Annotated in this window: 18 protein-coding genes; 12 read left to right on the forward strand and 6 right to left on the reverse strand. The window is 70.1% G+C overall.

What is annotated here, in order from left to right; translation table 11 throughout:
* Positions 1-183 precede the first annotated feature (183 nt).
* The 7 genes from ACWCP6_RS21575 to ACWCP6_RS21605 all read left to right on the forward strand — a co-directional run bounded on the left by ACWCP6_RS21575 (position 184) and on the right by ACWCP6_RS21605 (position 9,709).
* On the forward strand, positions 184-753 hold the full coding sequence (locus tag ACWCP6_RS21575) for a hypothetical protein (RefSeq protein ID WP_450934100.1): 570 nt from the start codon (positions 184-186) through the stop codon (positions 751-753).
* Positions 754-1,067: 314 nt separating this feature from the next.
* Positions 1,068-2,267 carry an ROK family transcriptional regulator gene (locus ACWCP6_RS21580; protein WP_450934101.1) on the forward strand — a complete coding sequence of 400 codons (1,200 nt, stop codon included), beginning with the start codon at positions 1,068-1,070 and terminating at the stop codon, positions 2,265-2,267.
* A 133-nt stretch (positions 2,268-2,400) separates the two neighbouring features.
* Positions 2,401-3,504 (forward strand): substrate-binding domain-containing protein, encoded by a 1,104-nt coding sequence (locus ACWCP6_RS21585; protein ID WP_450934228.1) that lies wholly within the window; start codon positions 2,401-2,403, stop codon positions 3,502-3,504.
* A gap of 187 nt (positions 3,505-3,691) precedes the next feature.
* Positions 3,692-4,483 carry an ATP-binding cassette domain-containing protein gene (locus tag ACWCP6_RS21590; RefSeq protein WP_450934102.1) on the forward strand — a complete coding sequence of 264 codons (792 nt, stop codon included), beginning with the start codon at positions 3,692-3,694 and terminating at the stop codon, positions 4,481-4,483.
* Positions 4,480-5,772, forward strand: a complete 1,293-nt coding sequence (locus ACWCP6_RS21595) for a sugar ABC transporter permease (RefSeq protein ID WP_450934103.1) — start codon at positions 4,480-4,482, stop codon at positions 5,770-5,772. Before ACWCP6_RS21590 ends, ACWCP6_RS21595 begins: the two co-directional genes overlap by 4 nt.
* A 186-nt stretch (positions 5,773-5,958) precedes the next feature.
* On the forward strand, positions 5,959-7,884 hold the full coding sequence (gene dxs / locus ACWCP6_RS21600; protein WP_450934104.1) for a 1-deoxy-D-xylulose-5-phosphate synthase: 1,926 nt from the start codon (positions 5,959-5,961) through the stop codon (positions 7,882-7,884).
* 262 nt (positions 7,885-8,146) lie between these two features.
* Positions 8,147-9,709: an amino acid permease gene (locus tag ACWCP6_RS21605; RefSeq protein ID WP_450934105.1), complete on the forward strand. Its 1,563-nt coding sequence runs from the start codon at positions 8,147-8,149 to the stop codon at positions 9,707-9,709.
* Here ACWCP6_RS21605 and ACWCP6_RS21610 read toward each other — a convergent pair.
* Both ACWCP6_RS21610 and ACWCP6_RS21615 read right to left on the reverse strand, forming a co-directional pair.
* Positions 9,700-10,068: an NTP pyrophosphohydrolase gene (locus ACWCP6_RS21610; protein ID WP_450934106.1), complete on the reverse strand. Its 369-nt coding sequence runs from the start codon at positions 10,066-10,068 to the stop codon at positions 9,700-9,702. The two genes, ACWCP6_RS21605 and ACWCP6_RS21610, sit on opposite strands and share 10 nt — an antisense overlap.
* A gap of 161 nt (positions 10,069-10,229) precedes the next feature.
* Entirely contained in the window at positions 10,230-11,159 is a 930-nt protein-coding gene (locus ACWCP6_RS21615) for a hypothetical protein (RefSeq protein WP_450934107.1), read from the reverse strand.
* Positions 11,160-11,230: 71 nt separating this feature from the next.
* Between ACWCP6_RS21615 and ACWCP6_RS21620 the strand changes: the two genes are divergently transcribed.
* The 5 genes from ACWCP6_RS21620 to ACWCP6_RS21640 all read left to right on the forward strand — a co-directional run bounded on the left by ACWCP6_RS21620 (position 11,231) and on the right by ACWCP6_RS21640 (position 18,109).
* Positions 11,231-12,430, forward strand: coding sequence for a CapA family protein (locus ACWCP6_RS21620; RefSeq protein WP_450934108.1), 1,200 nt, complete (start codon positions 11,231-11,233; stop codon positions 12,428-12,430).
* Positions 12,431-12,676: 246 nt separating this feature from the next.
* Positions 12,677-14,926: a HAMP domain-containing protein gene (locus tag ACWCP6_RS21625; protein ID WP_450934109.1), complete on the forward strand. Its 2,250-nt coding sequence runs from the start codon at positions 12,677-12,679 to the stop codon at positions 14,924-14,926.
* 6 nt (positions 14,927-14,932) lie between these two features.
* Positions 14,933-16,534 carry a poly-gamma-glutamate synthase PgsB gene (pgsB, locus tag ACWCP6_RS21630; RefSeq protein WP_450934110.1) on the forward strand — a complete coding sequence of 534 codons (1,602 nt, stop codon included), beginning with the start codon at positions 14,933-14,935 and terminating at the stop codon, positions 16,532-16,534.
* Positions 16,531-17,013, forward strand: coding sequence for a poly-gamma-glutamate biosynthesis protein PgsC/CapC (locus ACWCP6_RS21635; RefSeq protein ID WP_450934111.1), 483 nt, complete (start codon positions 16,531-16,533; stop codon positions 17,011-17,013). The genes pgsB and ACWCP6_RS21635 overlap by 4 nt, the downstream gene beginning before the upstream one ends.
* 22 nt (positions 17,014-17,035) lie before the next feature.
* On the forward strand, positions 17,036-18,109 hold the full coding sequence (locus tag ACWCP6_RS21640) for a C40 family peptidase (RefSeq protein ID WP_450934112.1): 1,074 nt from the start codon (positions 17,036-17,038) through the stop codon (positions 18,107-18,109).
* A gap of 68 nt (positions 18,110-18,177) precedes the next feature.
* On the opposite strand, the gene ACWCP6_RS21645 is transcribed toward ACWCP6_RS21640, so the two are convergent.
* The 4 genes from ACWCP6_RS21645 to ACWCP6_RS21660 all read right to left on the reverse strand — a co-directional run bounded on the left by ACWCP6_RS21645 (position 18,178) and on the right by ACWCP6_RS21660 (position 23,814).
* The gene (locus ACWCP6_RS21645; protein WP_450934113.1) at positions 18,178-20,307 is read right to left on the reverse strand and encodes a 3-hydroxyacyl-CoA dehydrogenase NAD-binding domain-containing protein; all 2,130 of its coding nucleotides are present in this window, start codon (positions 20,305-20,307) and stop codon (positions 18,178-18,180) included.
* A complete protein-coding gene (locus tag ACWCP6_RS21650) occupies positions 20,304-21,530 on the reverse strand; it encodes a thiolase family protein (RefSeq protein WP_450934114.1) in 1,227 nt (408 codons plus the stop codon). The genes ACWCP6_RS21645 and ACWCP6_RS21650 overlap by 4 nt, the downstream gene beginning before the upstream one ends.
* Positions 21,531-21,774: 244 nt before the next feature.
* Complete coding sequence (locus ACWCP6_RS21655; protein WP_450934115.1) at positions 21,775-23,067, reverse strand: HRDC domain-containing protein; 1,293 nt, start codon at positions 23,065-23,067, stop codon at positions 21,775-21,777.
* An 84-nt stretch (positions 23,068-23,151) separates the two neighbouring features.
* The gene (locus ACWCP6_RS21660) at positions 23,152-23,814 is read right to left on the reverse strand and encodes a response regulator transcription factor (RefSeq protein WP_128374800.1); all 663 of its coding nucleotides are present in this window, start codon (positions 23,812-23,814) and stop codon (positions 23,152-23,154) included.
* Between the last annotated feature and the right edge of the window lie 25 nt (positions 23,815-23,839).

Consider the following 23,839-nt stretch of genomic DNA (forward strand, 5'->3'; position numbering starts at 1 on the left):
TGTGGCCCGACGGCGCGCAGCCGTGCCCTCGACCTCCTCCCTCCCGTCCGCACATCGTCCCGGAGTCGGGCGGCCGGTCCGCCGTGCGGGCGAGCGCCCCGTCCCGGGGTCGTGCGTCCGGACCATCGGGTCCGGGCGCACAGGCCGACGCCGTGCGCCGCGCGGTTCGGCAGGATCGGCCGCATGACCACCCGAGCCGTCCCCGCCACCGCGAACTCCGCCGCACAGCCGCCCCGTTGGGCGGTCCTGGCGGCGCATCTGACCACGCTGGTCGTCCTGCCGAGCGGGCTGTGGCGCATCGCGCTGGTGCTCGGCCACCCGGCCGGGTACACCCACGACGGATTCGCGCCCTTCCAGACGCCCGGCGCGAAGCTGTGGATGCTGACCCTGAGCGTCGCGAGCGAGCTCGCGGCGCTGCTGACGATCGGCCTGGTGAGGCCGTGGGGTGACGTCGTACCGCGCTGGATGCCCCTGATCGGGGGCCGGCCCGTCCACCCGATGGCCGCCGTCGTCCCGGCCGCGCTCGGTGCGGTGGCGCTGACGGTGCTCTGGGCCGGTCTTCCCTGGTGGTGGACGTTCCCGCACGAGAACATGACCGACACGGGGAACCTCGTGGTCGGCATCCTCTACCAGCCCCTCGTCCTGTGGGGCCCGCTGCTCGGCGCGGTCACCTTCTCCTACCGCCGCCGCCGTCCCCGCCGGAGCCGACGCCGCGCAACCGGCTCCGACCGACCGCAGGCCGACTGCGGCTGACCGCCGGCCCCTGTGCCCGCGCCCGGCGCCGGCGTCGTAGCCCGTCCGACACGTACGGTGACATGCGGTGATGGCCGAAGCCGGCCTGCCGCCCCCGGGTTCCGTGCGGCCGTGAAGGGCACCGGAAGGCGCCGTACCGCCGAGGGGAACCTCGTCGCGCAGTCCACCGGATATCTCTCAAGGACTTGACTGCGATAACCCATCCAGCGGAGCTTGGAGTTCACAACTTGTAAATGGCCGGGGTCCCACTGGTGTGATCCAGGCCACCGGACGGCATCGATGCCGCCCGGCAGAGGGCAGGAGTGGATGAGTCGATGGAGACTCCGGGGTCGCAGTCGTCGCTGCACCGAGCCAATCTCGAGCGCGTCGTACGGGCTGTACGGCTCGCCGGTTCGCTCACGCAGGCCGAGATCGCGCGCACGACCGGGCTGTCCGCGGCGACCGTCTCCAATATCGTCCGGGAGCTGAAGGACGGGGGGACGGTCGAGGTCACGCCCACGTCGGCGGGCGGCCGCCGGGCTCGCAGCGTCTCGCTGAGCGGTGACGCGGGCATCGTCATAGGGGTCGACTTCGGGCACACGCATCTGCGCGTGGCCGTCGGCAACCTCGCCCACCAGGTACTCGCCGAGGAGTCCGAGCCGCTGGATGTGGACGCCTCCGCCGCGCAGGGCTTCGACCGGGCGGAGGGGCTGGTCAACAGGTTGATCGCGGCCACCGGGGTGGACCGTACGAAGATCGCCGGGGTCGGGCTCGGCGTGCCGGGACCCATCGACGTGGAGTCCGGCACGCTCGGCTCGACGTCGATCCTGCCGGGCTGGGCCGGCACCAAGCCCGCCGAGGAGCTGCGGGGGCGGCTCGGCGTACCGGTGCACGTGGACAACGACGCCAACCTGGGCGCCCTCGGGGAGCTGGTCTGGGGGGCCGGACGCGGCGTGCGCGACCTTGCGTACATCAAGGTCGCGAGCGGTGTGGGAGCCGGTCTGGTGATCTCCGGGCAGATCTATCGCGGGCCGGGCGGCACGGCGGGAGAAATCGGGCATATTACGCTGGATGAGTCGGGGCCCGTCTGCCGCTGCGGCAACCGCGGCTGCCTGGAGACCTTCGCGGCCGCCCGGTACGTCCTGCCACTCCTGCAGTCGAGCCACGGCACCGATCTGACCATGGAAGGAGTGGTCCGGCTGGCACGTGACGGCGACCCGGGCTGCCGGCGCGTGATCGCCGACGTCGGACGCCACATCGGCAGCGGCGTGGCGAATCTCTGCAATCTGTTGAACCCCAGCCGTGTGGTGCTGGGGGGTGATCTTGCGGAGGCCGGCGAGCTGGTTCTGGGGCCCATCAGGGAGTCCGTCGGGAGGTACGCCATCCCCAGTGCGGCACGTCAACTCTCCGTCCTGCCAGGGGCACTTGGCGGCCGCGCCGAGGTGCTCGGAGCTCTTGCGCTGGCACTGAGTGAAATGGGTGATTCAACCCTTTTGGACGAGTCCCGTCCGGTGGCTCAACCTGTCTTCACTTAGTTCACGCATGGCACCGTTGTCATCTCGTTAAGGATTTACTCCTTGACGGTGGCGTTGCGGCCGAGTTGACTTCCAGCCACCTCGGCCGCACCGTCGCGGCCTCGTCAGGGAGGTTTCTGAAGTGAACACGCGTATGCGTCGTGCCGCCGTTGCCGTTGCCGCGGGTGCCATGGCTGTTTCGCTGGCCGCCTGTGGAAGTGCCAAGGAGTCGGGCAACAAGGCCGAGAAGAGCGGGACCGCCAAGGGCGACGCGCTGAAGATAGGGCTGCTCCTGCCGGAGAACCAGACCGCGCGCTACGAGAAGTTCGACAAGCCGCTGATCGAGAAGAAGGTCAGCGAGCTGACCAACGGCAAGGCCCAGGTCGTCTACGCCAACGCCAAGCAGGACGCGAGCACCCAGAACCAGCAGGTCGACACGATGGTGACCAACAAGGTCGACGTGCTGATCGTGGACGCGGTGGACTCGAAGGCCATCGCCGGCTCGGTGAAGAAGGCCAAGGACGCGGGCATCCCCGTCGTCGCGTACGACCGCCTGGCCGAGGGCCCGATCGACGCGTACACCTCGTTCGACAACGAGCAGGTCGGTCACGTCCAGGGCAAGGCGCTGCTGCAGGCCCTGGGCGGCAAGGCCAAGTCCGGCAAGATCGTCATGATGAACGGTTCGGTCACCGACCCGAACGCCGCCCTCTTCAAGAAGGGCGCGCACGCCGAGCTCGACGGCAAGGTGAAGATCGGCAAGGAGTACGACACCAAGGAGTGGAAGCCGGAGAACGCCAACGCCAACATGGAGGGCGCCATCTCCGCCCTCGGCAAGGACAAGATCGTCGGCGTGTACTCCGCCAACGACGGCATGGCGGGCGGCATCATCACGGCCCTGAAGGCCGCCGGCCTGAAGAAGCTCCCGCCGGTCACCGGCCAGGACGCCGAGATCGCGGGCGTGCAGCGCATCGTCTCCGGTGAGCAGTACATGAGCGTCTACAAGCCGTACGCCCCCGAGGCCGACGCCGCCGCCGAGATGGCCGTCGCGCTGGCCAAGGGCAAGAAGCTGGACTCGATCGCCAAGAGCTCCGTCGACAGCCCGACCACCAAGGGCGTCCCGTCGGTCCTGGTTCCGGTCGTCTCCCTGACGAAGGCCAACATCAAGGACACCGTCGTCAAGGACGGCGTCTACACGATCGACGACATCTGCACGGCGAAGTACAAGGCCGCCTGCGACAAGCTCGGTCTGACCAAGTAAGGACGACGGGCCGGACCCACGAGGTCCGGCCCGGCAGGTCCGACCGGGCGAGTGGGCCCCCGGGGCCCCTCACCCAGGCCTGCCCGGTGCCCCACCACCGAACAGCCCCGCAGCTTCCGGCGGGGCGCCGGGCAGAAACGCTTCTTTTCATTGGTTCAACCTCCCGCCGGGTCAGGCGGCGAAGGAGATGGTTCACGTGTCCGCTACGCCCGTGCTGGCGTTGCGCGGGGTCTCCAAGCGATTCGGTGCCGTTCAGGCGCTCACCGACGTAGAGCTTGAGATCCACGCCGGTGAGGTGGTCGCCCTGGTCGGCGACAACGGTGCCGGAAAGTCCACGCTGGTCAAGACGATCGCCGGCGTGCACCCCATCGATGAGGGCCTCATCGAATGGGAGGGCAAGGCCGTCCAGATCAACAAGCCGCACGACGCCCAGAACCTGGGCATCGCGACCGTCTACCAGGACCTCGCGCTGTGCGACAACATCGACGTGGTGGGCAACCTCTACCTGGGCCGGGAGCTGCGCAAGCGCGGCATCCTGGACGAGGTCGAGATGGAGCGCCGCTCGCGCGAGCTGCTCGACACGCTGTCGATCCGCATCCCCAGCGTCCGCATCCCGATCGCCTCGCTCTCCGGCGGCCAGCGGCAGACCGTCGCCATCGCCCGTTCGATGCTCGGTGAGCCCAAGCTCGTCATCCTGGACGAGCCCACCGCCGCGCTCGGTGTCGAGCAGACCGCGCAGGTCCTCGACCTCGTGGAGCGGCTGCGCGAGCGCGGCCACGCGGTCATCCTCATCAGCCACAACATGGCCGATGTGAAGGCCGTGGCGGACAAGGTCGCCGTGCTGCGCCTGGGGCGCAACAACGGCGTCTTCGAGGTCAAGTCGACCTCGCAGGAAGAGATCATCTCCGCCATCACCGGCGCCACGGACAACGCCGTGACCCGTCGCGCGGCGCGCACCACTGGGGAGATCAAGAAGTGAGCATCGACAAGACCTCCGCGGCCCCCGACGACCACGTCGTGGAGAACCCCGAGGCGGCCGCCGGTTCCGATGTCGCGGTCGACCCGCGACTGCTGGTCCGGGAGCAGGGCCTCACCGGCTACGTCACCGAGTTCAAGCGCAAGATGAAGGCCGGTGACCTGGGGTCCCTTCCGGTCATCATCGGCCTGGTCGTCATCTGGGCCGTCTTCCAGTCCCTGAACTCGAACTTCCTCACCGCGGGCAACCTCTCCGACATCTCCGTCGCGATGGTCGGCACCGGCATGATCGCGGTGGGTATCGTCTTCGTCCTGCTGCTCGGTGAGATCGACCTGTCCGTCGGCTCCGTCAGCGGTCTCGCGGGCGCCACCTTCGCCGTGCTCAACGTCACGCACGGCATGAACGAGTGGCTGGCCTTCTTCCTGGCCATCCTCACCGGCGCGGTCGCCGGCGCGATCCACGGCTTCGTCTTCGCCAGGATCGGCGTGCCCGCCTTCGCCGTCACGCTGGCCGGTCTGCTGTTCTGGAACGGCCTGATGCTGCAGATCCTGGGCAGCAACGGCACCATCAACCTCGACCCGGACGGGGTCGTGGGCAAGCTCACCGGCTACTACTTCAGCGATGTCGCGGCCGCCTACGGCCTCGCCGCCGTCGCCGTGGTCGTGTACTTCCTCGGCTCGTTCCTCGGCAACCGCCGCCGCGAGGCCGCCGGAGTGCCGTCCCGCCCGCTGAGCGAAACCATCCTGCGCACCGTGCTGCTGGCCGTCGTGGCGTTCGCCGTCGCGGCCGTCTTCAACCAGTACAAGGGCCTGCCGCTGGCCGTGGTGATCTTCCTCGCCCTGCTGCTGCTCACCGACTTCGTGCTGCGCCGCACCTCCTACGGCCGCAAGGTCTTCGCGCTCGGCGGCAGCGTCGAGGCGTCCCGGCGTGCGGGCATCAACGTGGCGATGATCCGGATCTCGGTCTTCGCGATCTCCGGTACCTTCGCGGCGATCGGCGGTCTGTTCATCGCCTCGAAGATCGCCTCCGCCAACCAGGGCGCCGGCTCCGGTGAGCTGCTGATGAACGCCATCTCGGCCGCCGTCATCGGCGGTACCAGCCTCTTCGGCGGCCGCGGCCGCACCTGGAACGCCCTCCTGGGCGTCCTGGTGATCGTGTCGATCCAGTACGGCCTGGCGCTGCAGGGCGTCGCCTCCCCGGTCCAGTACATGATCACCGGTGGCGTGCTGCTCGCCACGGTCATCATCGACGCCGTCACCCGCAAGACACAGAAGTCGGCGGGCCGCGCCTAACCCCCCGCCGCGGAGGCCCGGCGCCGGAGATTCCGGCGCCGGGCCTCTTCGTGCGTTCTTTGCGTGATCTTTCGCATGGCGCACACCCCCAGTGCCGGGCACCGGGCCCCGGGAGCGGAACATTAGACTCATCGGATCTCGACAGACCCGGCAAGGCTCGGAAAGCTCTACTGCAAGGAGGCACGGGTGCCGCTGCTGACCCGCATCAAGGGACCGCGTGATCTGGACCGGCTCACCCCGGAGCAGCTGGACCAGCTGGCCGGAGAGATCCGGACCTTCCTGGTCGACGCGGTGTCCAAGACCGGCGGCCACCTCGGCCCCAACCTCGGCGTCGTCGAGCTCACCATCGCGCTGCACCGTGTGTTCGACTCGCCGAAGGACAAGGTCCTCTTCGACACCGGACACCAGGCGTACGTCCACAAGCTGCTGACCGGCCGCCAGGACTTCTCGAAGCTGCGCGCCAAGGGCGGCCTGTCCGGCTACCCCTCGCGCGCCGAGTCCGACCACGACGTCATCGAGAACAGCCACGCCTCGACCGTCCTCGGCTGGGCCGACGGCCTCGCCAAGGCCAACCAGCTGCTGAAGAAGGACGACCACGTGGTCGCCGTCATCGGCGACGGCGCGCTCACCGGCGGCATGGCCTGGGAGGCGCTCAACAACATCGCGGCCGCCAAGGACCGCCCGCTCGTCATCGTGGTCAACGACAACGAGCGCTCGTACTCGCCGACGATCGGCGGCCTCGCGAACCACCTCGCGACGCTGCGCACGACCGACGGCTACGAGAAGTTCCTCGCCCGTACGAAGGACCTCCTGGAGCGCACGCCCGTCGTCGGGAGGCCGCTCTACGAGACCCTGCACGGCGCCAAGAAGGGTCTGAAGGACTTCATCGCCCCGCAGGGCATGTTCGAGGACCTCGGCCTGAAGTACGTCGGCCCGATCGACGGCCACGACGTCGAGGCCCTGGAGTCCGCGCTGTCCCGCGCCAAGCGGTTCAACGGCCCGGTCATCGTGCACTGCCTCACCGAGAAGGGGCGCGGCTACAAGCCCGCCGAGCAGGACGAGGCCGACCGCTTCCACGGCATCGGTCCGATCCACCCCGACACCGGCCTGCCGATCAAGGCCTCCGCCGCCAGCTGGACCTCCGTCTTCGGTGACGAGATGGTCAGGCTCGGCCAGGAGCGCGAGGACATCGTCGCCATCACCGCCGCCATGCTCCAGCCGGTGGGCCTGAAGAAGTTCGCCGACGCGTTCCCCGACCGGATCTACGACGTCGGCATCGCCGAGCAGCACGCCGCGGTCTCCGCGGCCGGGCTCGCCACCGGGGGCCTGCACCCCGTCTTCGCGGTCTACGCGACCTTCCTCAACCGGGCCTTCGACCAGGTGCTGATGGACGTGGCCCTGCACAAGTGCGGTGTCACCTTCGTGCTGGACCGCGCCGGTGTGACCGGCGACGACGGCGCCTCGCACAACGGCATGTGGGACATGTCGATGCTGCAGCTCGTGCCCACGCTGCGGATCGCCGCCCCGCGCGACGCCGAGCAGCTGCGCGCCCAGCTGCGCGAGGCCGTCGAGGTCGAGGACGCGCCGACCGTGCTGCGCTACTCCAAGGGTGTCGTCGGACCCGCCGTGCCGGCCGTCGGCAAGGTCGGCGGCATGGACGTGCTGCGCGAGGCGGGCACCGACAGGCCCGACGTGCTCATCGTCTCCGTCGGTGCGCTCGCGCCGATGTGCCTCGAGGTCGCGTCGCTGCTCAACAAGCAGGGCATCACCGCCACCGTCGTCGACCCGCGGTGGGTCAAGCCGGTCGACGAGGCGCTGGCGCCCCTCGCCGAGCGGCACCGGGTCGTCGTCACCGTCGAGGACAACTCGCGCGCCGGTGGTGTCGGCTCCGCCGTAGCCCAGACGCTGCGGGACGCGGGCGTCGACGTACCGCTGCGCGACTTCGGCATCCCCTCGCGGTTCCTCGACCACGCCCTGCGCAAGGAGGTCATGGCCGAGATCGGGCTCACCGCGCCGGACATCGCGCGCCAGGTGACCGGGCTCGTCGCCAAGCTCGACGGGCGCTTCGACCGCGAGGTCGCAGGCGACACGGTGGACCCCGTCCGCGACTAGGGAGCGTCCTGCGGATCGGGCGGGATCGGGGAGCGTGGCCCACGGGCTTCCCCGAACCCGCCCTTTCCCGTGACCGGGGCGCCGCCCCCGCTCCGAACCGCCCCGCCCCCGAACGGCGTACGGGTCGGCCGGTCACCCGGTCGGGAAGGGGCGCATATGGAGTTTCGCGCCCTTTCGTGTGAAAAGCAGTCCGTACGACGAGCGTGTTGGCGTCGACCCTTCGACCATGGAGCGTAGGACCCATGGGTACGGAGGTACGCCGGTGACCACAGAACAGACGTCCGGTGCGGGCCCCGACCTGTTCCGGACCAAGACGGTCGAACAGTCCATCGAGGACACCACCGAGCCCGAGCACGCCCTGAAGAAGTCCCTGTCGGCCTGGGACCTCACGGTGTTCGGTGTCGGCGTCATCATCGGCACCGGCATCTTCGTGCTCACCGGCAAGGTGGCCAAGGAGACGGCGGGCCCGGCCACGGCGCTCGCCTTCGTCGTGGCCGGCATCGTCTGCGCGCTGGCCGCACTCTGCTACGCCGAGTTCGCCTCCACGGTCCCGGTGGCGGGATCGGCTTACACCTTCTCGTACGCCTCACTGGGCGAACTGCCCGCCTGGATCATCGGATGGGACCTGGTCCTCGAATTCGCGCTGGGTACGGCGGTCGTGGCGGTCGGCTGGTCCGGCTACGTCAGGTCGCTGCTGGACAACGTCGGCTGGCACATGCCCGCCGCGCTGTCGGGGCCCGACGCGGGGCCCGGATTCGGCTTCGACATCCTCGCGTTCGGGCTGGTGCTGCTCCTCACGGTCATCCTGGTGCTCGGGGCCAAGCTCTCCGCACGCGTCACCGCGATCGTCGTCGTCATCAAGGTGGTGGTGGTGCTGATCGTGATCGTCGCGGGGCTGTTCTTCGTCACGTCGGCCAACTACAAGCCGTTCATCCCGCCGGCGCAGCCGCAGCCCTCCGGCAACGGGCTCGCAGCACCCCTGGTCGAGCTGATGTTCGGCTATGCGCCGACCAACTTCGGCGTGCTGGGCATCTTCACCGCCGCCTCCGTGGTGTTCTTCGCCTTCATCGGCTTCGACGTGGTGGCCACGGCGGCCGAGGAGACCCGCCATCCGCAGCGCGACATGCCGCGCGGCATCCTCGGCTCCCTCCTGATCTGCACCGTGCTGTACGTGGCCGTGTCGCTCGTCGTCACCGGTATGCAGCACTACACGCAGCTGTCCGTCAGCGCGCCGCTCGCGGACGCCTTCAAGGCCGTGGGCCACCCCTGGTACGCCGGCATCATCAGCTTCGGCGCCGCGATCGGCCTCACCACGGTCTGCATGATCCTGCTGCTCGGCCAGACCCGGGTGTTCTTCGCGATGAGCCGCGACGGGCTGCTGCCGCGGTTCTTCTCGGTCACCCACCCACGGTTCCGGACGCCGTACCGGCCGACGATCCTGCTCGGCGTCGTCATCGCGATCGTCGCCGGCTTCACCAGCATCAACGAACTCGCGACGCTGGTGAACATCGGCACGCTCTTCGCCTTCGTGGTGGTCGCGCTCGGCGTCATCATCCTGCGCCGTACCCGGCCCGACCTGCACCGCGCGTTCCGGTGCCCGTGGGTGCCGGTGGTCCCCATTGCATCCATCGCCGCCACCGTGTGGCTGATGCTCAATCTGCCCGTGGAGACGTGGATCCGGTTCGCCGGGTGGATGATCGTGGGCTTCGTCGTGTACTTCCTGTACGGGCGGTCGCACAGTCGGCTGGCCAGGCGCCGGCCCCCTGCGAAGCCCGGCCCCACATGGCCCACCCGGGGCGGGACCCCTCCGCCGTCTCAGCCCTGAACGGTCCGCGGGCCGACCACGTCCGCGCCGAGCTCCGTCACCCGCCGCCGCAGTTCCCGGTCCGCCGTGACCACGACCACCGGGCGGTCCGCACCTGCGACCAGATCCACGATGCGGTCGTCACCGCTGCGCGGAGCGTCCTCCACGCGTACGCCGGGCACGGAGGGGACGCCGCGGGCGGCGCCTTCGACGACCAGGACGATGTCGAGCGGCCCGGGGAGGCCCGGCAGCCCCTGCTGCGCGGCCGCCGTGAGACGGTCCCGCAGGCGCTCCGCGGCGCCCCGGCGGTCGCGCCACCAGCCGTCCGGTACGGAACCCACCACATTGGCGCCGTCGACCACGACGAGGCGTTCGCTCATGGGGCCAAGGGTGGCACGGGCCACGGCCGGGGCCGCCCCCTTCCCGCCCGTCCCGGGCGCCCCGGGCGTGGCCCGGGTGACCGTCCGCGGTGCCGGGCCCCGCTGACCCGGCCCGGCCCGCCGCAGATCACCTGAACGGCCCCGCCCGGCGGCCGCCCCGTTCAGCTCCTGTGCACCGGCTGGACGGCCCAGCGGGAGGTGACCACGTTCACCGCCTCCACCGCGCGTGCCATGAGCCCGTCGTTCGTACGCAGCCGGTTGCTGAACTCGACGTGCAGGAAGGGGACGCGCTGGTCGGCCGCGGCCCGCCCCTGCATATTGGTGTGCCCCGCGAGCGGGCAGGACCGCACCCAGGCGCGGCACACGGCGAAGTCGCGGGCGTGCAGTGCGTCGGCGAGCCCGCGGCCCTCGTTCCGCGCGATCCGGCCTTTGCCCGTGGAAGCGATGACGTCGTACCGCGGCGCCGAGTCGTCGGCGAACCCGTGCACCTGGACACCGGGCAGTCCATGCAGGGTGAGCTCGTCGCAGATGGCGTTGAAGACGGTGTCCCGGCGGTGCGCCACATCCGCTGCATTACCGTCCCCGGCTTTGCGATGCGCGCCAGCAATCACCAGTACGCCGCCCTGGGAGCCGCGCAGGACCCGCACGCCCAGGTGTTCGGTGTGGGCGTCGGCGACGGGGTGCGGTACCTGCACGGACCAGCGGGCGGGGGAGTCCAGGCCGATGTAGACCCGGCCCCAGCCACGGGGCGTCGGGCTGTCGTCCGTACGGTCGGCGACCTCCTCGTAGCGGCGTCCGGTGGCGCTGTCGACGATCGTCCGGATCTCGAAGTCCACGTCGGAGAGCCGCTGTTGGGCCTGGCTCCGGTGTCCGTCGAGCAGCAGGCCGACCCCCTCGGCGATCGTCCTGCGGTCGGCGCTCGTCGGCTCGCTGTACCCGGTGTCCCGGCCGAAGCGGGCGGTGTAGTCCGCGACCCGGCGGTCCAGGTCGACGCCGCTGCGGCGGCGGTCGTCGACGGGGCCGGTGGCCCGGTTCGGGCCGTCCTGGTGGTTCATGATCGCCAGGAGTGCGGTGAGAGTGGCAGCAATCACTACAACAACTATTGCGATAGTGATCGTCTTGGTCCGGTTCGCGGTCATAGTTGTATAAAGATATCCGCGTGATGAGACGTCTTTCCGCCCGGTCACTGACGACCGGCACAGTCATGCTCGCGCTGCTCGCGGGCTCCGCCGCCTGCGGCCCCTTCGGCTCGGACGACAAGGCCGCCGCCACCGGCCCCACGTTCACCGTCGCGGCCGCCGGCGACATCCTGATCCACCCGCAGCTCACCGAGCAGGCGCGCAAGGACGCCAAGGTGACGGGCAACGGTGTGGCGGGGCTGGACTTCGACCCGATGATGGCCGGGGTCAAGCCCGTCATCAGCAAGGCCGACCTGGCCATATGCCACTTCGAACCGGTCGCGGGCAAGCCGCACGGGCCGTTCGAGACCTACCCGAGGTTCCTCGTGCCGCCTCAGATCGCCACCACGATCAAGCACGTCGGCTACGACACCTGCTCGACCGCCTCGAACCACACCCTCGACCACGGGTTCAAGGGTGTCGTCAACACTCTGAACGTGCTGGACAAGGCGGGCCTCAAGCACACCGGCTCGGCGCGCAACGCCGCCGAGGAGGCCAAGACCAACATCATCGACGTCAAGGGCGTCAAGGTCGCCCAGATCTCCTTCGCCTTCGGCTTCAACGGCAACGAGGTGCCGAAGGACAAGCCCTGGCTGGTCCACCAGACCTCCTTCGACGCGATCAAGGCCGCAGAGAAGCGGGCCCGTGCGCAGGGCGCCGACGTGGTCATCCTCAGCATCCACTGGGGCCGCGAGAACTGGCCCAACCCGAGCCGCTCGCAGCTCACGCTCGGCCGGCGGCTGGCCCGGGAGACCGGGATCGACCTGATCATCGGCCACCACGCACACGTCGTGCAGCCGATGGAGAAGGTCGACGGCACCTGGATCGCGTACGGACTCGGCAACCAGATCGCGCGGCACGACGTGCCGAACGGTCTGACCGAGGAGGGCGTGATCGGCTGGTTCACGTTCACCAAGCGGGACGGCAAGTGGGACGTCGAAGCCAAGTACGTACCGACCTTCACGGACATTCCGCCGGAGCCGGACGAGTCGGGCAAGCTCCCCGAAGGGGCCGTCAGGGACCACCGGCTGGTCGACATCGCCGCCGCGCTGCGCCATCCCGACAAGCTCAGCCCGCAGCAACGCGCACGCTACCGGCTGGCGTTCGAGCGCACCGAGGGCACGATGCTCAACCGCGGCGCGGCCGAGGACGGCCTGAAGCCACTGGAACCCCTGCCGGAGTGAACCTCGGGGGCGGTCCGACCGTCTGACCGTCTGGTGGTCTCTTTCTGACCGTCCTCTCACGTTTTTCTTAATCTCGTACAACCCTTTGATCCCTCTGGTGGTCAAAGGTTTCTGGATCGCACGGATGTGCGCCGTCGGTCCATTGCGTCCGCATGCCCGACCAGGCATGCCTTCACCTCAGGAGAGGAGCCCCCCTTGGCCGCTTCGCGCCCGAAGCGGCGGCACAAGGTCCGCCGAAGGGCTGACATGTCCCTGTTGGGTGGCATACGGCCGCCCATCGCGTTGCTGTCGGCCCTGCTCCTCGCCCTGGCGGGCATCACCGCCCTGACGCTCGGCCGGGTAGGCCAGGACAGCGTCCCCGAAGCCGTACTCAACTCCCAGCAGCATTTCGCCGAGGACGGCGCCATCGCCCTGCGCGCCTCCATCGACGAGAGCGTCACCGACCTCACCAGGTCGGCCGGACTCTTCAACGCCTCGGATCCCGTCTCCCCCGACGCGGTGCTCGACAAACTCGGCAACGTCTACCAGAAATGGATGGGCACCGGCGTCGTCGAGATCAAGTCCGGCAAACTGCTCGCCGCACGCGGCGAGAGCCTCCCCCTCACCGCGATCGACCGCAGCAAGCTCGGCGACGAGAACGGTCTGGCGCCCCGGATGGTCCGCCTCCAGAACGGCGAGACGCGCCTGCTCACCTTCGCGCTGCTCACCTGGGACGGCCGCCCCCAGCAACTGCTGATCGCCTCCAGCAGCCTGAAGTTCCCCGGCATCAGCCTCGGCAAGTTCCGGGCCATCGCCGTCATCGACCAGCAGGCCCACATCCTCAGCACCGACGGCATCCCGGAGCCCGAGCAGGTCCTCACCGACCTCCAGCGCCAGGAGGTCGACCAGTCCAACAAGCAGATGAAGACCTTCGCGCGAACCGCGGCGGAACGCGCGAAGCTGGACCCGCGGAAGGCCAAGGAGCCCGGCTCCGGCGGCTTCCTCGGCGTCAGCGGCCATCTCATCAGCGCCCACCGGTACCTCGGGGACCGGACCGTCGCGGGATACGCCACGCTCTCCTCGCCCGAACCGGGCGAGACCACGGTCGCCACCGGCCTCGGCCTCACAGTCGTCGCCATGGTCAAGGTCGCCGAGGACCCCACCACGACCAGCAGCCCCGTCTTCGGGCTCCTCGCCGCCGGTGCCCTGCTGCTGATCGGCGGGCTCGCCGTCGCCCTGCTGCTCGGCACGGTGCAGCGTCCGCTGATCCGGCTGTTCCTGGAGAGCCGCCGCCTCACCCGCGGCGACCTCACCCGCCCGGTCACCGCGCCCAGGTTCGGCGAGACCGCGCGGATCGGGCGCGCGCTGGAACGGCTGCGCCACCAGCTCATCGGCGAGCCCTCTCCGCCGCAGCCCGCCGTGGCCGGCCGCGGCAAGCGCCGCTTCGGCACCAGCACGCTGCTCGCGATCTGCGCCGTGCTGCTGCTCGCCTGGTCCGCGCCGCTGATGCTGCTGCTCAACCGCGCCGGCGACTCCGTCGTCGTACCGCAGCAGGTCGTCAACGACCAGCGCGAGCGGACCGACACCCTCAGTGACCGGGTGCGGCGCGCCCTCAACGAGGGCCACGCCGACCTCGCGTCGGTGGCCACGCTCATCGGCAACCGCACCGAGCCGTCCCAGATGGCCGCGGTCCTCGAACGCACGATGACCGATCACCCGCGGTACGACTCGCTCTACGTCCTCGACGGGGACGGACGCGTGCTCGCCAGGGCCGGCGACGACATCCACAGCACGTCCGGCAAGGGCCCCGACGTCGAACGGCCGATCCGTGTGCTGCAGGCGGACAAGAAGCCGGTGATCATGGGCACCGCCGAGATCCCGGGCCGGCACGGAGCCGCCGTCGTCGGCGAGTTCCGGATCGAGTTCCTGAACTCACTGCTCAAGCGGCCCGGTCTCGGCCAGGTCCGGGTCGTCGACGCCGACCACCGCGTCCTCGGCGGCAACAACGGCTACTTCGCCTTCCACGAGCTGTCGGACGACCGTCTCGACGAGCTCGTCGAGGGCAGCAACCAGAAGGTCGGCCTCGCCCCGAAGCCCAGCGGTGTGATGTACCGGCACGGCGACGACATCCGGATCGCGGCCGCGGCCCCGTTCGTCGGCGGCGGCGCCGCCAAGTCCCTCGGCTGGACCGTGGTCAGCTGGCAGCCCGCCTCCGGGCTCCCCATCCCCGCGTACAGCCTGCAGAACCGCACCGTCCTCGCCGGCCTGCTCGGCATCACGGCCGCCGCGGCCTGCCTGGGCTGGCTGCAGATCGTCGTCGTACGCCCCCTGCGCAAGCTCGCCGACCAGGCCGAGGCGCTGGCGGACGGCGACCGGAAGACCGTCCTCTTCCCGCACCACCACGACGAGGTCGGCGCCGTGACCCGCAGCCTGGAGCTCATCCGCCAGCAACTGCCGGGCCAGCAGCGCAGGCGGGACGGCGCGCCGTCCGCGGCCGCGACCGCCGGAAGGAACTGAACCAGCGTGCTTTTCCTCTACACCGTGCTGGTGGTGTGCAGTGCCATCCTCCTGGTGGCCGGAATCGTCGAACAGCGACGGCACTTCACCAACCTCGAGATCATCAAGACCCGCGTCCTCGTCAACGGCATCCGCGGCAAGTCCTCCATCACCCGCCTCTGCGCGGGCGCACTGCGCGGTGGCGGACTGACCACGGTCGCCAAGACGACGGGCACGGCCGCCCGGTTCATCCACCCGGACGCCACCGAGGAGCCCGTCTACCGCAAGTTCGGCATCGCCAACGTGGTGGAGCAGATCGGCATCGTCCGGCGCGCCGCCGCGTACAACCCCGAAGCGCTCGTCATCGAGTGCATGGCCGTCATGCCGGCCCTCCAGGAGATCAACCAGTCCAAGCTGATCCGCTCCACGATCGGCGTGCTGTGCAACGTCCGTGAGGACCACCTCGCCGAGATGGGCCCCACCCTCGACGACGTGGCGCGGTCGCTGTGCCGGTCCATGCCGGAGGGCGGCATCTGCGTCACCGCCGAGAAGGACCGCTTCCACATCCTCCAGGAGGAGGCGGACGCCCGGGACTGCAAGCTGATCTACGCCGACCCCGAGACCGTCACGGACGAGGAGCTGCGCGGGTTCAGCTGGTTCACGTTCAAGGAGAACGTGGCGATCGCGCTCACCGTCGCCGACCTCGTCGGCGTCGACCGCAAGACCGCGCTCCAGGGCATGTACGACGCACCGCCGGACCCGGGTGTCCTCTCGGTCGAGCGGTACGTCACCGAGGACGGCAAGAAGCTCCGCTTCGCCAACGTCTTCGCGGCCAACGACCCCGAGTCGACGCTGATGAACATCAACCAGCTCCTCGACCTCGGCGCCATCCACCGGCCGCTGAACGTCGTGATCAACTGCCGCCCCGACCGCGTCGAGCGCAACGGCCAGATGGGCGAGATCATTCCCGACCTCGACCCGGACCAGGTGTTCGTCATCGGCCACCCGGCCAAGAGCGCGATCGACGCCATTCCGGCCGAGTACCGCGGCCGGGCGGTCGACCTCGGCGGTGACCGGCGCGACCCCGAGGAGTTCATGGCGCAGCTGATCGGCCACCTCGGGCCCGAGTCCTCGCTCGTCGCCATCGGCAACATCCACGGCCAGGGCGAGGTGCTCCTCGAACACCTCGCGGAGCTCCCCGCGGACGAGAGCGACGACGAGCCGACGGCCCCGGCCCCGGCCGCGGCGCCGCAGTTCGCCACCGGTGCGGACCCCGCCGAGACGATGCGGCTGTACGCCCCGCACATCGACCCGTACCGGCCGTACTCCGAGGCCTACGAGACGCGGTACGGGGCCCAGCCGCACGTGCCGGTCCAGCGCACCGCCGACCACCCCTACCCGGAGGCCCGGGAGCCCTGGCCGGACGCGCTCCCCGCACCCGTGGCCGCCGGAGCGCCGCCCGCTCCCGCACACGAGGAGCACCTCGCGCCCGCACCGCCCGCGCCCCAGGCGCACCCCGCCCCGCAGCCCGAACCCGACCGCCCCCGCGGCCTGTTCGAGCCCCGCGTCCAGCCCGCATCCGCCGCCGACGACCCCGAGCAGTGGCACAGCCCAGGAGAGCACCGTTGATCCCCTCCGTCCTCACCCCCGAGATCGCCGCGGTCGGCATCGCCATCGGGCTGCTCTTCTCACTGGTGTGCTACCTGACGACCAACCTCTCGCCCGGCGGCATGATCACCCCGGGCTGGCTCGCGCTCACCCTCGTCGAGGACCTGCAGCGTGCCGCGATGGTCGTCGGAGTCACCGTCCTGACCTATGTCGGCACCCTGCTGATGCAGAAGTTCGTGATCCTCTACGGCAAGCGCCTGTTCGCCGCGGTGGTGCTGCTCGGCGTGATCATCCAGGGCACGGTCATGATCGTGCTGTCCCTGGAGTTCCCGCTGATGTACGCCAACCAGACGCTCGGCTTCATCGTCCCCGGCCTGATCGCCTACCAGCTCGTGCGGCAGCCCCGGGGCGCCACGGTGATGGCCGTCGGCTCCGTGACGCTGATGTCGTACGTCGTCCTCACCGCCGGGATCCTTCTCGGCGTCATGCCGTCCGCCTGACCCGACCATCGGAGCAGACCTCATGAGTGCCAAGAAGAAACGCCCCGTCCTGCATGCCGTCACCGTGCTCGCGCTCCTCGGGAGCAGCGCCTATCTGACGGTGGAACTCCGCAAGGACGAGCAGGCGAAGGCACCCGCCGTGCAGACCGTCACCGACAGCCCGGTCCTGGAGAACGGCGGCGGCGCCAAGGGCGCCAAGACCTGGGAACGCCTGAAGAACCCGAACCGCTCGATCCTGCGCACCCAGGGCGGTGAGGTCCTCGCGACCTTCACCGACGGGGCGCGCACCGCGACCCTGCGCGGCCCGAGCCGCACCTTCACCGAGCCCGCCAACACGCAGTCCCGCATCGTCACCGAGAACTGGGTGCGGCTGATGCCGGAGCCGTGGCGGCCCGGGGCCGAGAAGGAGAAGTGGTTCAAGGACTGGTTCAAGAAGTACTACGGGAGCCAGGAGGACGACATCTTCGCGTTCGCCTTCCAGTACGTGGACGGCGCCCCCGTGAAGAAGGACGAGGAAGGCATCGCCTACGCGGGCGACGCCAAGTTCGGACCGGTCAACCCGGACCTCTCCCAGCACCGCGGCACCCCGCTGCTGGAGCAGTCCGACTTCTTCGACTACCTCGGCATCCCTTACACCTTCCGCAACGGCACCACCGTGCAGCCGGACAAGGCCCGCTACCGTGCCATCGACTGCTCCGGCTTCATCCGGACGGTCTTCGGTTACCGCGCTCGCTATCCGCTGATGGCGTCCGACAGCGTCGGCGACGGCCTGCCGCGCACCGCGAACGGCATGGCCCGCTCCAAGGCCGGCACGACCATCATCCCGCTGTCCGGACCGGCCCCCTGGTACGAGCGGCCGAAGAACATCGACGTGCTCCAGCCCGGAGACCTGCTGTTCTTCAAGATGGACCACCACACGGGCAACCACATCGACCACGCCGCCCTGTACCTGGGTCCTGACACCGACGGGCACAAGATGTTCATCTCCAGCCGCAAGGAGGTCAACGGGCCGACCATGGGCGACAAGGGCGGCACGTCCCGTCTGGACGGCAACGGCTTCTACGCGCAGCTGTTCCGCAGCTCCAAGCGGCTCTGACCGCACAGCACGAAGGGGCCGTACGGGAGGAATTCCCGTACGGCCCCTTCGTCGTTGCCGGTCGGCGGTTACGCCGGGACGCTCGCCACGCCCTGCGCGAGGAACCGCTTGCCGTTGACGCGCTCGCTGACGCCCTCACGGTCCAGGTACGGCGTGATGCCGCCCAGGTGGAAGGGCCAGCCGGCGCCGGTGATCAGGCACAGGTCGATGTCCTGGGCCTCGGCGACGACGCCCTCGTCCAGCATCAGACCGATCTCCTGGGCCACCGCGTCCAGGACGCGGTCGCGCACCTGGGCCTCGGTCAGCACGACGTCGCCCTGCTTCAGCAGCGCGGCGACCTCGGGGTCCAGCTCCGGCTTGCCCGAGTCGTACACGTAGAAGCCGCGCTTGCCGGCCTCCACGACCGCCTTCAGGTTCGGCGACACCGTGAAGCGGTCCGGGAAGGCGCGGTTCAGCGTCTCGGAGACGTGCAGACCGATCGCCGGGCCGACCAGCTCCAGGAGCACCAGCGGGGACATCGGCAGACCGAGCGGCTCGATGGCCTTCTCGGCCGTCTCGACCGGGGTGCCCTCGTCGATGACGTTCTGGATCTCGCCCATGAAGCGGGTGAGGATGCGGTTCACGACGAACGCCGGGGCGTCCTTGGTGAGCACCGCGGTCTTCTTGAGCTTCTTGGCGACGGCGAAGGCCGTGGCCAGCGAGGCGTCGTCGGTCTTCTCGCCGCGCACGATCTCCAGCAGCGGGAGGATCGCGACCGGGTTGAAGAAGTGGAAGCCGACGACCCGCTCGGGGTGCTTCAGCTTCGACGCCATCTCCGAGACGGAGAGGGAGGAGGTGTTGGTGGCGAGGATGGCGTGCGCGGGGGCGACCGCCTCGACCTCGGCGAACACCTGCTGCTTGACGCCGATCTCCTCGAACACGGCCTCGATGACGAAGTCCGCGTCGGAGAAGCCCTCGGCCTTGTCCAGGACACCGGAGACCAGGGCCTTCAGGCGGTTGGCCTTGTCCTGGTTGATGCGGCCCTTGGAGAGCAGCTTCTCGATCTCGGCGTGGACGTAACCCACACCCTTGTCGACGCGCTCCTGGTCGATGTCGGTCAGCACGACCGGCACCTCCAGACGGCGCAGGAACAGCAGCGCGAGCTGGGAGGCCATCAGACCGGCGCCGACGACACCGACCTTGGTGACCGGACGCGCCAGGTTCTTGTCCGGCGCACCGGCGGGACGCTTGCCGCGCTTCTGCACCAGGTTGAACGCGTAGATGCCGGAGCGGAGTTCGCCGCCCATCATCAGGTCGGCGAGCGCCTGGTCCTCGGCGTCGAAGCCCTTCTGGAGGTCGCCGTCCTTGGTCGCCTCGATGATGTCGAGGGCGCGGTACGCGGCCGGGGCCGCGCCGTGCACCTTGGAGTCGGCGATGAACCTGCCGCGCGCGACGGCCTGGTCCCAGCCCTCGCCGCGGTCGATCTCGGCGCGCTCGACGGCGATCTCGCCCTTGAGGACGGCCGCGGTCCAGATCAGCGACTGCTCCAGGAAGTCGGCGCCCTCGAAGATCGCGTCGGCGATGCCGAGCTCGAAGACCTGCTTGCCCTTGAGCTGCTTGTTCTGGTTGAGCGAGTTCTCGATGATCACCGAGACGGCCCTGTCGGCACCGATCAGGTTCGGCAGGATCGTGCAGCCGCCCCAGCCGGGGACCAGGCCGAGGAAGACCTCGGGGAGCGAGAAGGCCGGGATGGCCTTCGAGACCGTGCGGTACGAGCAGTGCAAACCGACCTCGACGCCGCCGCCCATCGCCGCACCGTTGTAGTACGCGAAGGTCGGGACGGCGAGTGCGGACAGCCGCTTGAAGACGTCGTGGCCGCCCTTGCCGATGGCCAGCGCGTCCTCGTGCTGCTTCAGCAGCTCGACGCCCTTGAGGTCGGCGCCGACGGCGAAGATGAACGGCTTGCCGGTGATGCCGGCACCGACGATTTCACCGTTCGCGGCCTCGGCCTCGACCTGGTCGATCGCGGTGCTGAGGTGCGCGAGCGACTGCGGGCCGAAGGTGGTCGGCTTGGTGTGGTCGAAGCCGTTGTCCAGCGTGATGAGGGCGAACCTGCCCGCGCCGCCGGGGAGGTCGAGGTGGCGCACGTGCGCCTGGGTGACGACCTCGTCCGGGAACAGCTCGGCCGCGCCCTTCAGGAGCTCAGCGGTGGTGCTCACTTGTTGCCTCCGGCGTCCTTGTGGTGCGGGTTCTCCCAGATCACGGTGGCGCCCATGCCGAAGCCGACGCACATCGTGGTGAGGCCGTAGCGGACCTCCGGCTGCTCCTCGAACTGGCGTGCCAGCTGGGTCATCAGACGCACGCCGGAGGAGGCGAGCGGGTGACCGAAGGCGATGGCGCCGCCGTACTGGTTGACGCGGGCGTCGTCGTCGGCGATGCCGTAGTGCTCGAGGAAGGCGAGGACCTGGACGGCGAAGGCCTCGTTGATCTCGAACAGGCCGATGTCGTCGATCGACAGACCCGCCTGGGCGAGGGCCTTCTCGGTCGCCGGGATCGGGCCGTAGCCCATGACCTCGGGCTCGACGCCGGCGAAGGAGTACGACACGAGGCGCATCTTGACCGGGAGGTTGTTCTCGCGGGCGAAGTCCTCGGAGGCGATGAGCGAGGCGGTCGCGCCGTCGTTCAGGCCCGCGGCGTTACCGGCCGTCACGCGGCCGTGGACGCGGAACGGCGTCTTGAGGCCCGTGAGGTTCTCCAGCGTGGTGCCCGGACGCATGGGCTCGTCGGCGGTGACCAGGCCCCAGCCGGTCTCGCCGGCGTCGGGGTTGGTGCGGCGCACCGAGATCGGCACCAGGTCCTGCTGGATCTTGCCGTTGGCGTACGCCTTGGCGGCCTTCTCCTGCGAGCGCACGGCGTACTCGTCGGCGCGCTGCTTGGTGATCGTGGGGTAGCGGTCGTGCAGGTTCTCGGCGGTCATACCCATGAAGAGGGCCGACTCGTCGACGAGCTTCTCCGACACGAAGCGCGGGTTGGGGTCGACGCCCTCACCCATCGGGTGGCGGCCCATGTGTTCGACGCCGCCGGCGATGGCGATGTCGTAGGCACCGAAGGCCACGCTGCCCGCGACCGAGGTGACGGCGGTCAGGGCGCCGGCGCACATGCGGTCGATGGAGTAACCGGGGACGGACTGCGGCAGACCCGCGAGGATGCCGGCGGTACGGCCGATGGTCAGACCCTGGTCACCGATCTGCGTGGTCGCGGCGATGGCGACCTCGTCGATCTTCTTGGGGTCGAGGTCCGGGTTGCGGCGCAGCAGCTCCCGGATGGCCTTCACCACGAGATCGTCGGCCCGGGTCTCGTGGTAGATGCCCTTCGGGCCCGCCTTGCCGAACGGGGTACGGACGCCGTCGACGAAGACGACGTCCCTGACGGTACGAGGCACGATGGCTCTCCTCCTGTGCGGGGTGGCACTGCTGCGGAGCGCGTGGCTGAGCGCGCGCTCATTCCCTCATGCTACTTGCGGGTAACCAAGCGGGGTAGTCCCCGTGGCCGGAGCGGCGAACGTCACACTGGGTGAACTCCGGCGGGACCCGGGATTCGGGGGTGCGGTGCCCGGGAGGGGACGTGAGCGCAAAAGGAGCGGCACCGGGATCCCGTGAGGGACCCGGTGCCGTGAGAGCCGTGGGTCAGGCCCGCTTCGCTTCGACGCGCAGGGCGTCCGCCAGTACGGGCGCCACCTGCTCGACCTGCCACGGGCGGGCGCCGAGCCCTTGCATGGCGGCGGTGACCGCCTCGACCGAGGGGTCGGCCGGCGGCTCCCAGCAGACCCGTCGGACCGTGTCCGGGCTGACCAGGTTCTCCTGGGGCATGCTCAGTCGCTCGGCGAGCGAGGACACCGCCGCGCGGGCGGCCGAGAGGCGTGCCGCGGCGGCCGGGTCCTTGTCGGCCCAGGCGCGCGGCGGGGGCGGACCCGTCACAGGCTGTCCCGGTTGCGGAAGCTCCGCGTCCGTCAACCCCTTGGCCCGGTCGACCGCCGCCTGCCACTGCTCCAGTTGACGCCGGCCCATCCGCTGCCCGAATCCGGAGAGCCCGGCGAGCGCCTGAACGTTCGGCGGCATCGACAGGGCGGCCTCGACGATCGCGGCGTCCCCGAGCACCTTGCCGGGGGAGACGTCACGGCGCTGGGCGATCCGGTCGCGGGCCTGCCACAGCTCCCGGACCACGGCCATCTGCCGGCGGCGGCGGACCTTGTGCATCCCGGAGGTGCGGCGCCACGGGTCCTTGCGGGGCGGGGCGGGCGGCGCCGAGGCGATCGCGTCGAACTCCTGCCGGGCCCACTCCAGCTTGCCCTGCCGGTCCAGCTCCTTCTCCAGGGCGTCCCGCAGGTCGACGAGCAGCTCGACGTCGAGCGCGGCGTACCGCAGCCAGGGCTCGGGCAGCGGCCGGGTCGACCAGTCGACGGCGGAGTGGCCCTTCTCGAGGACGTAGCCGAGGACGTTCTCGACCATCGCGCCCAGCCCGACCCGGGGGAACCCGGCGAGCCGCCCGGCCAGCTCGGTGTCGAAGATGCGGGTGGGGACCATTCCTATCTCGCGCAGACAGGGCAGGTCCTGGGTGGCGGCGTGCAGCACCCACTCCACACCCGCGAGCGCCTCGCCGAGGCCCGACAGGTCGGGGCAGGCCACCGGGTCGATCAGTGCGGTGCCGGCGCCTTCGCGGCGCAGCTGCACCAGGTAGGCGCGCTGGCCGTAGCGGTAACCGGAGGCGCGCTCGGCGTCGACGGCGACCGGCCCGGTGCCGGCGGCGAAGGCCGCGACCACCTCGGCCAGTGCGGCCTCGTCGGCCACGACGGGCGGGATGCCGTCGCGGGGCTCCAGCAGTGGGATCGGCACCCCTTCCACAGCGACGCCGTCGTCCGGAGGGGCGCCCCCGGTGGTTCGCAGTGGACTGTCTGCTGCGGTGTCTTGGGCGTCGGTCACCTGTCAAGGGTATCCGTGTGAACAGAGCACCCGCCGACGGAACGTTCCGTCGACGGGCACCTCAGCGTCGTAAACCGGTCAACTTCAGTGAATGATCCCGGTCCGCAGCGCAACCGCGACCATGCCCGCACGGTCACCCGTGCCGAGCTTGCGCGCGATGCGTGCGAGATGGCTCTTCACCGTCAACGCGGACAGGCCCATCGAGACACCGATGGCCTTGTTCGACTGACCCTCCGCCACCAGTCGCAGCACCTCGACCTCACGGCCGGACAGTTCGCGGTAGCCGCCCGGGTGGCTCGGGGCACCCGGGGGGCGGCGGTGCATACGGGCGGCGGCGGCACCGATGGGGGCGGCGCCGGGGCGGGTGGGAAGTCCCACATTCGTACGGGTGCCGGTGACGACGTAACCCTTCACACCGCCCGCGAGGGCGTTGCGGACGGCGCCGATGTCGTCGGCGGCGGAGAGGGCGAGGCCGTTGGGCCAGCCCGCGGCTCGGGTCTCGGACAGCAGGGTCAGCCCGCTGCCGTCGGGCAGGTGGACGTCGGCGACGCAGATGTCGCGGGGGTTGCCGATGCGGGGACGAGCCTCCGCGATGGACGAGGCCTCGATGACATCGCGCACTCCGAGCGCCCACAGGTGACGCGTGACGGTGGAACGGACGCGCGGGTCGGCCACGACCACCATGGCGGTCGGCTTGTTCGGGCGGTAGGCGACCAGGCTTGCGGGCTGCTCGAGGAGAACGGACACCAGGCCTCCTGGGGTTGCGGGACGG

Source organism: Streptomyces sp. NPDC002004, assembly GCF_053593975.1.

Coding starts and splice junctions, on each gene's coding strand:
- ACWCP6_RS21625 (WP_450934109.1), top strand. CDS start 12,677: ATGTCCCTGTTGGGTGGCATACGGCCGCCCATCGCGTTGCTGTCGGCC.
- ACWCP6_RS21620 (WP_450934108.1), top strand. CDS start 11,231: ATGAGACGTCTTTCCGCCCGGTCACTGACGACCGGCACAGTCATGCTC.
- ACWCP6_RS21590 (WP_450934102.1), top strand. CDS start 3,692: ATGGTTCACGTGTCCGCTACGCCCGTGCTGGCGTTGCGCGGGGTCTCC.
- ACWCP6_RS21610 (WP_450934106.1), bottom strand. CDS start 10,068: ATGAGCGAACGCCTCGTCGTGGTCGACGGCGCCAATGTGGTGGGTTCC.
- ACWCP6_RS21640 (WP_450934112.1), top strand. CDS start 17,036: ATGAGTGCCAAGAAGAAACGCCCCGTCCTGCATGCCGTCACCGTGCTC.
- ACWCP6_RS21575 (WP_450934100.1), top strand. CDS start 184: ATGACCACCCGAGCCGTCCCCGCCACCGCGAACTCCGCCGCACAGCCG.
- ACWCP6_RS21585 (WP_450934228.1), top strand. CDS start 2,401: ATGCGTCGTGCCGCCGTTGCCGTTGCCGCGGGTGCCATGGCTGTTTCG.
- ACWCP6_RS21580 (WP_450934101.1), top strand. CDS start 1,068: ATGGAGACTCCGGGGTCGCAGTCGTCGCTGCACCGAGCCAATCTCGAG.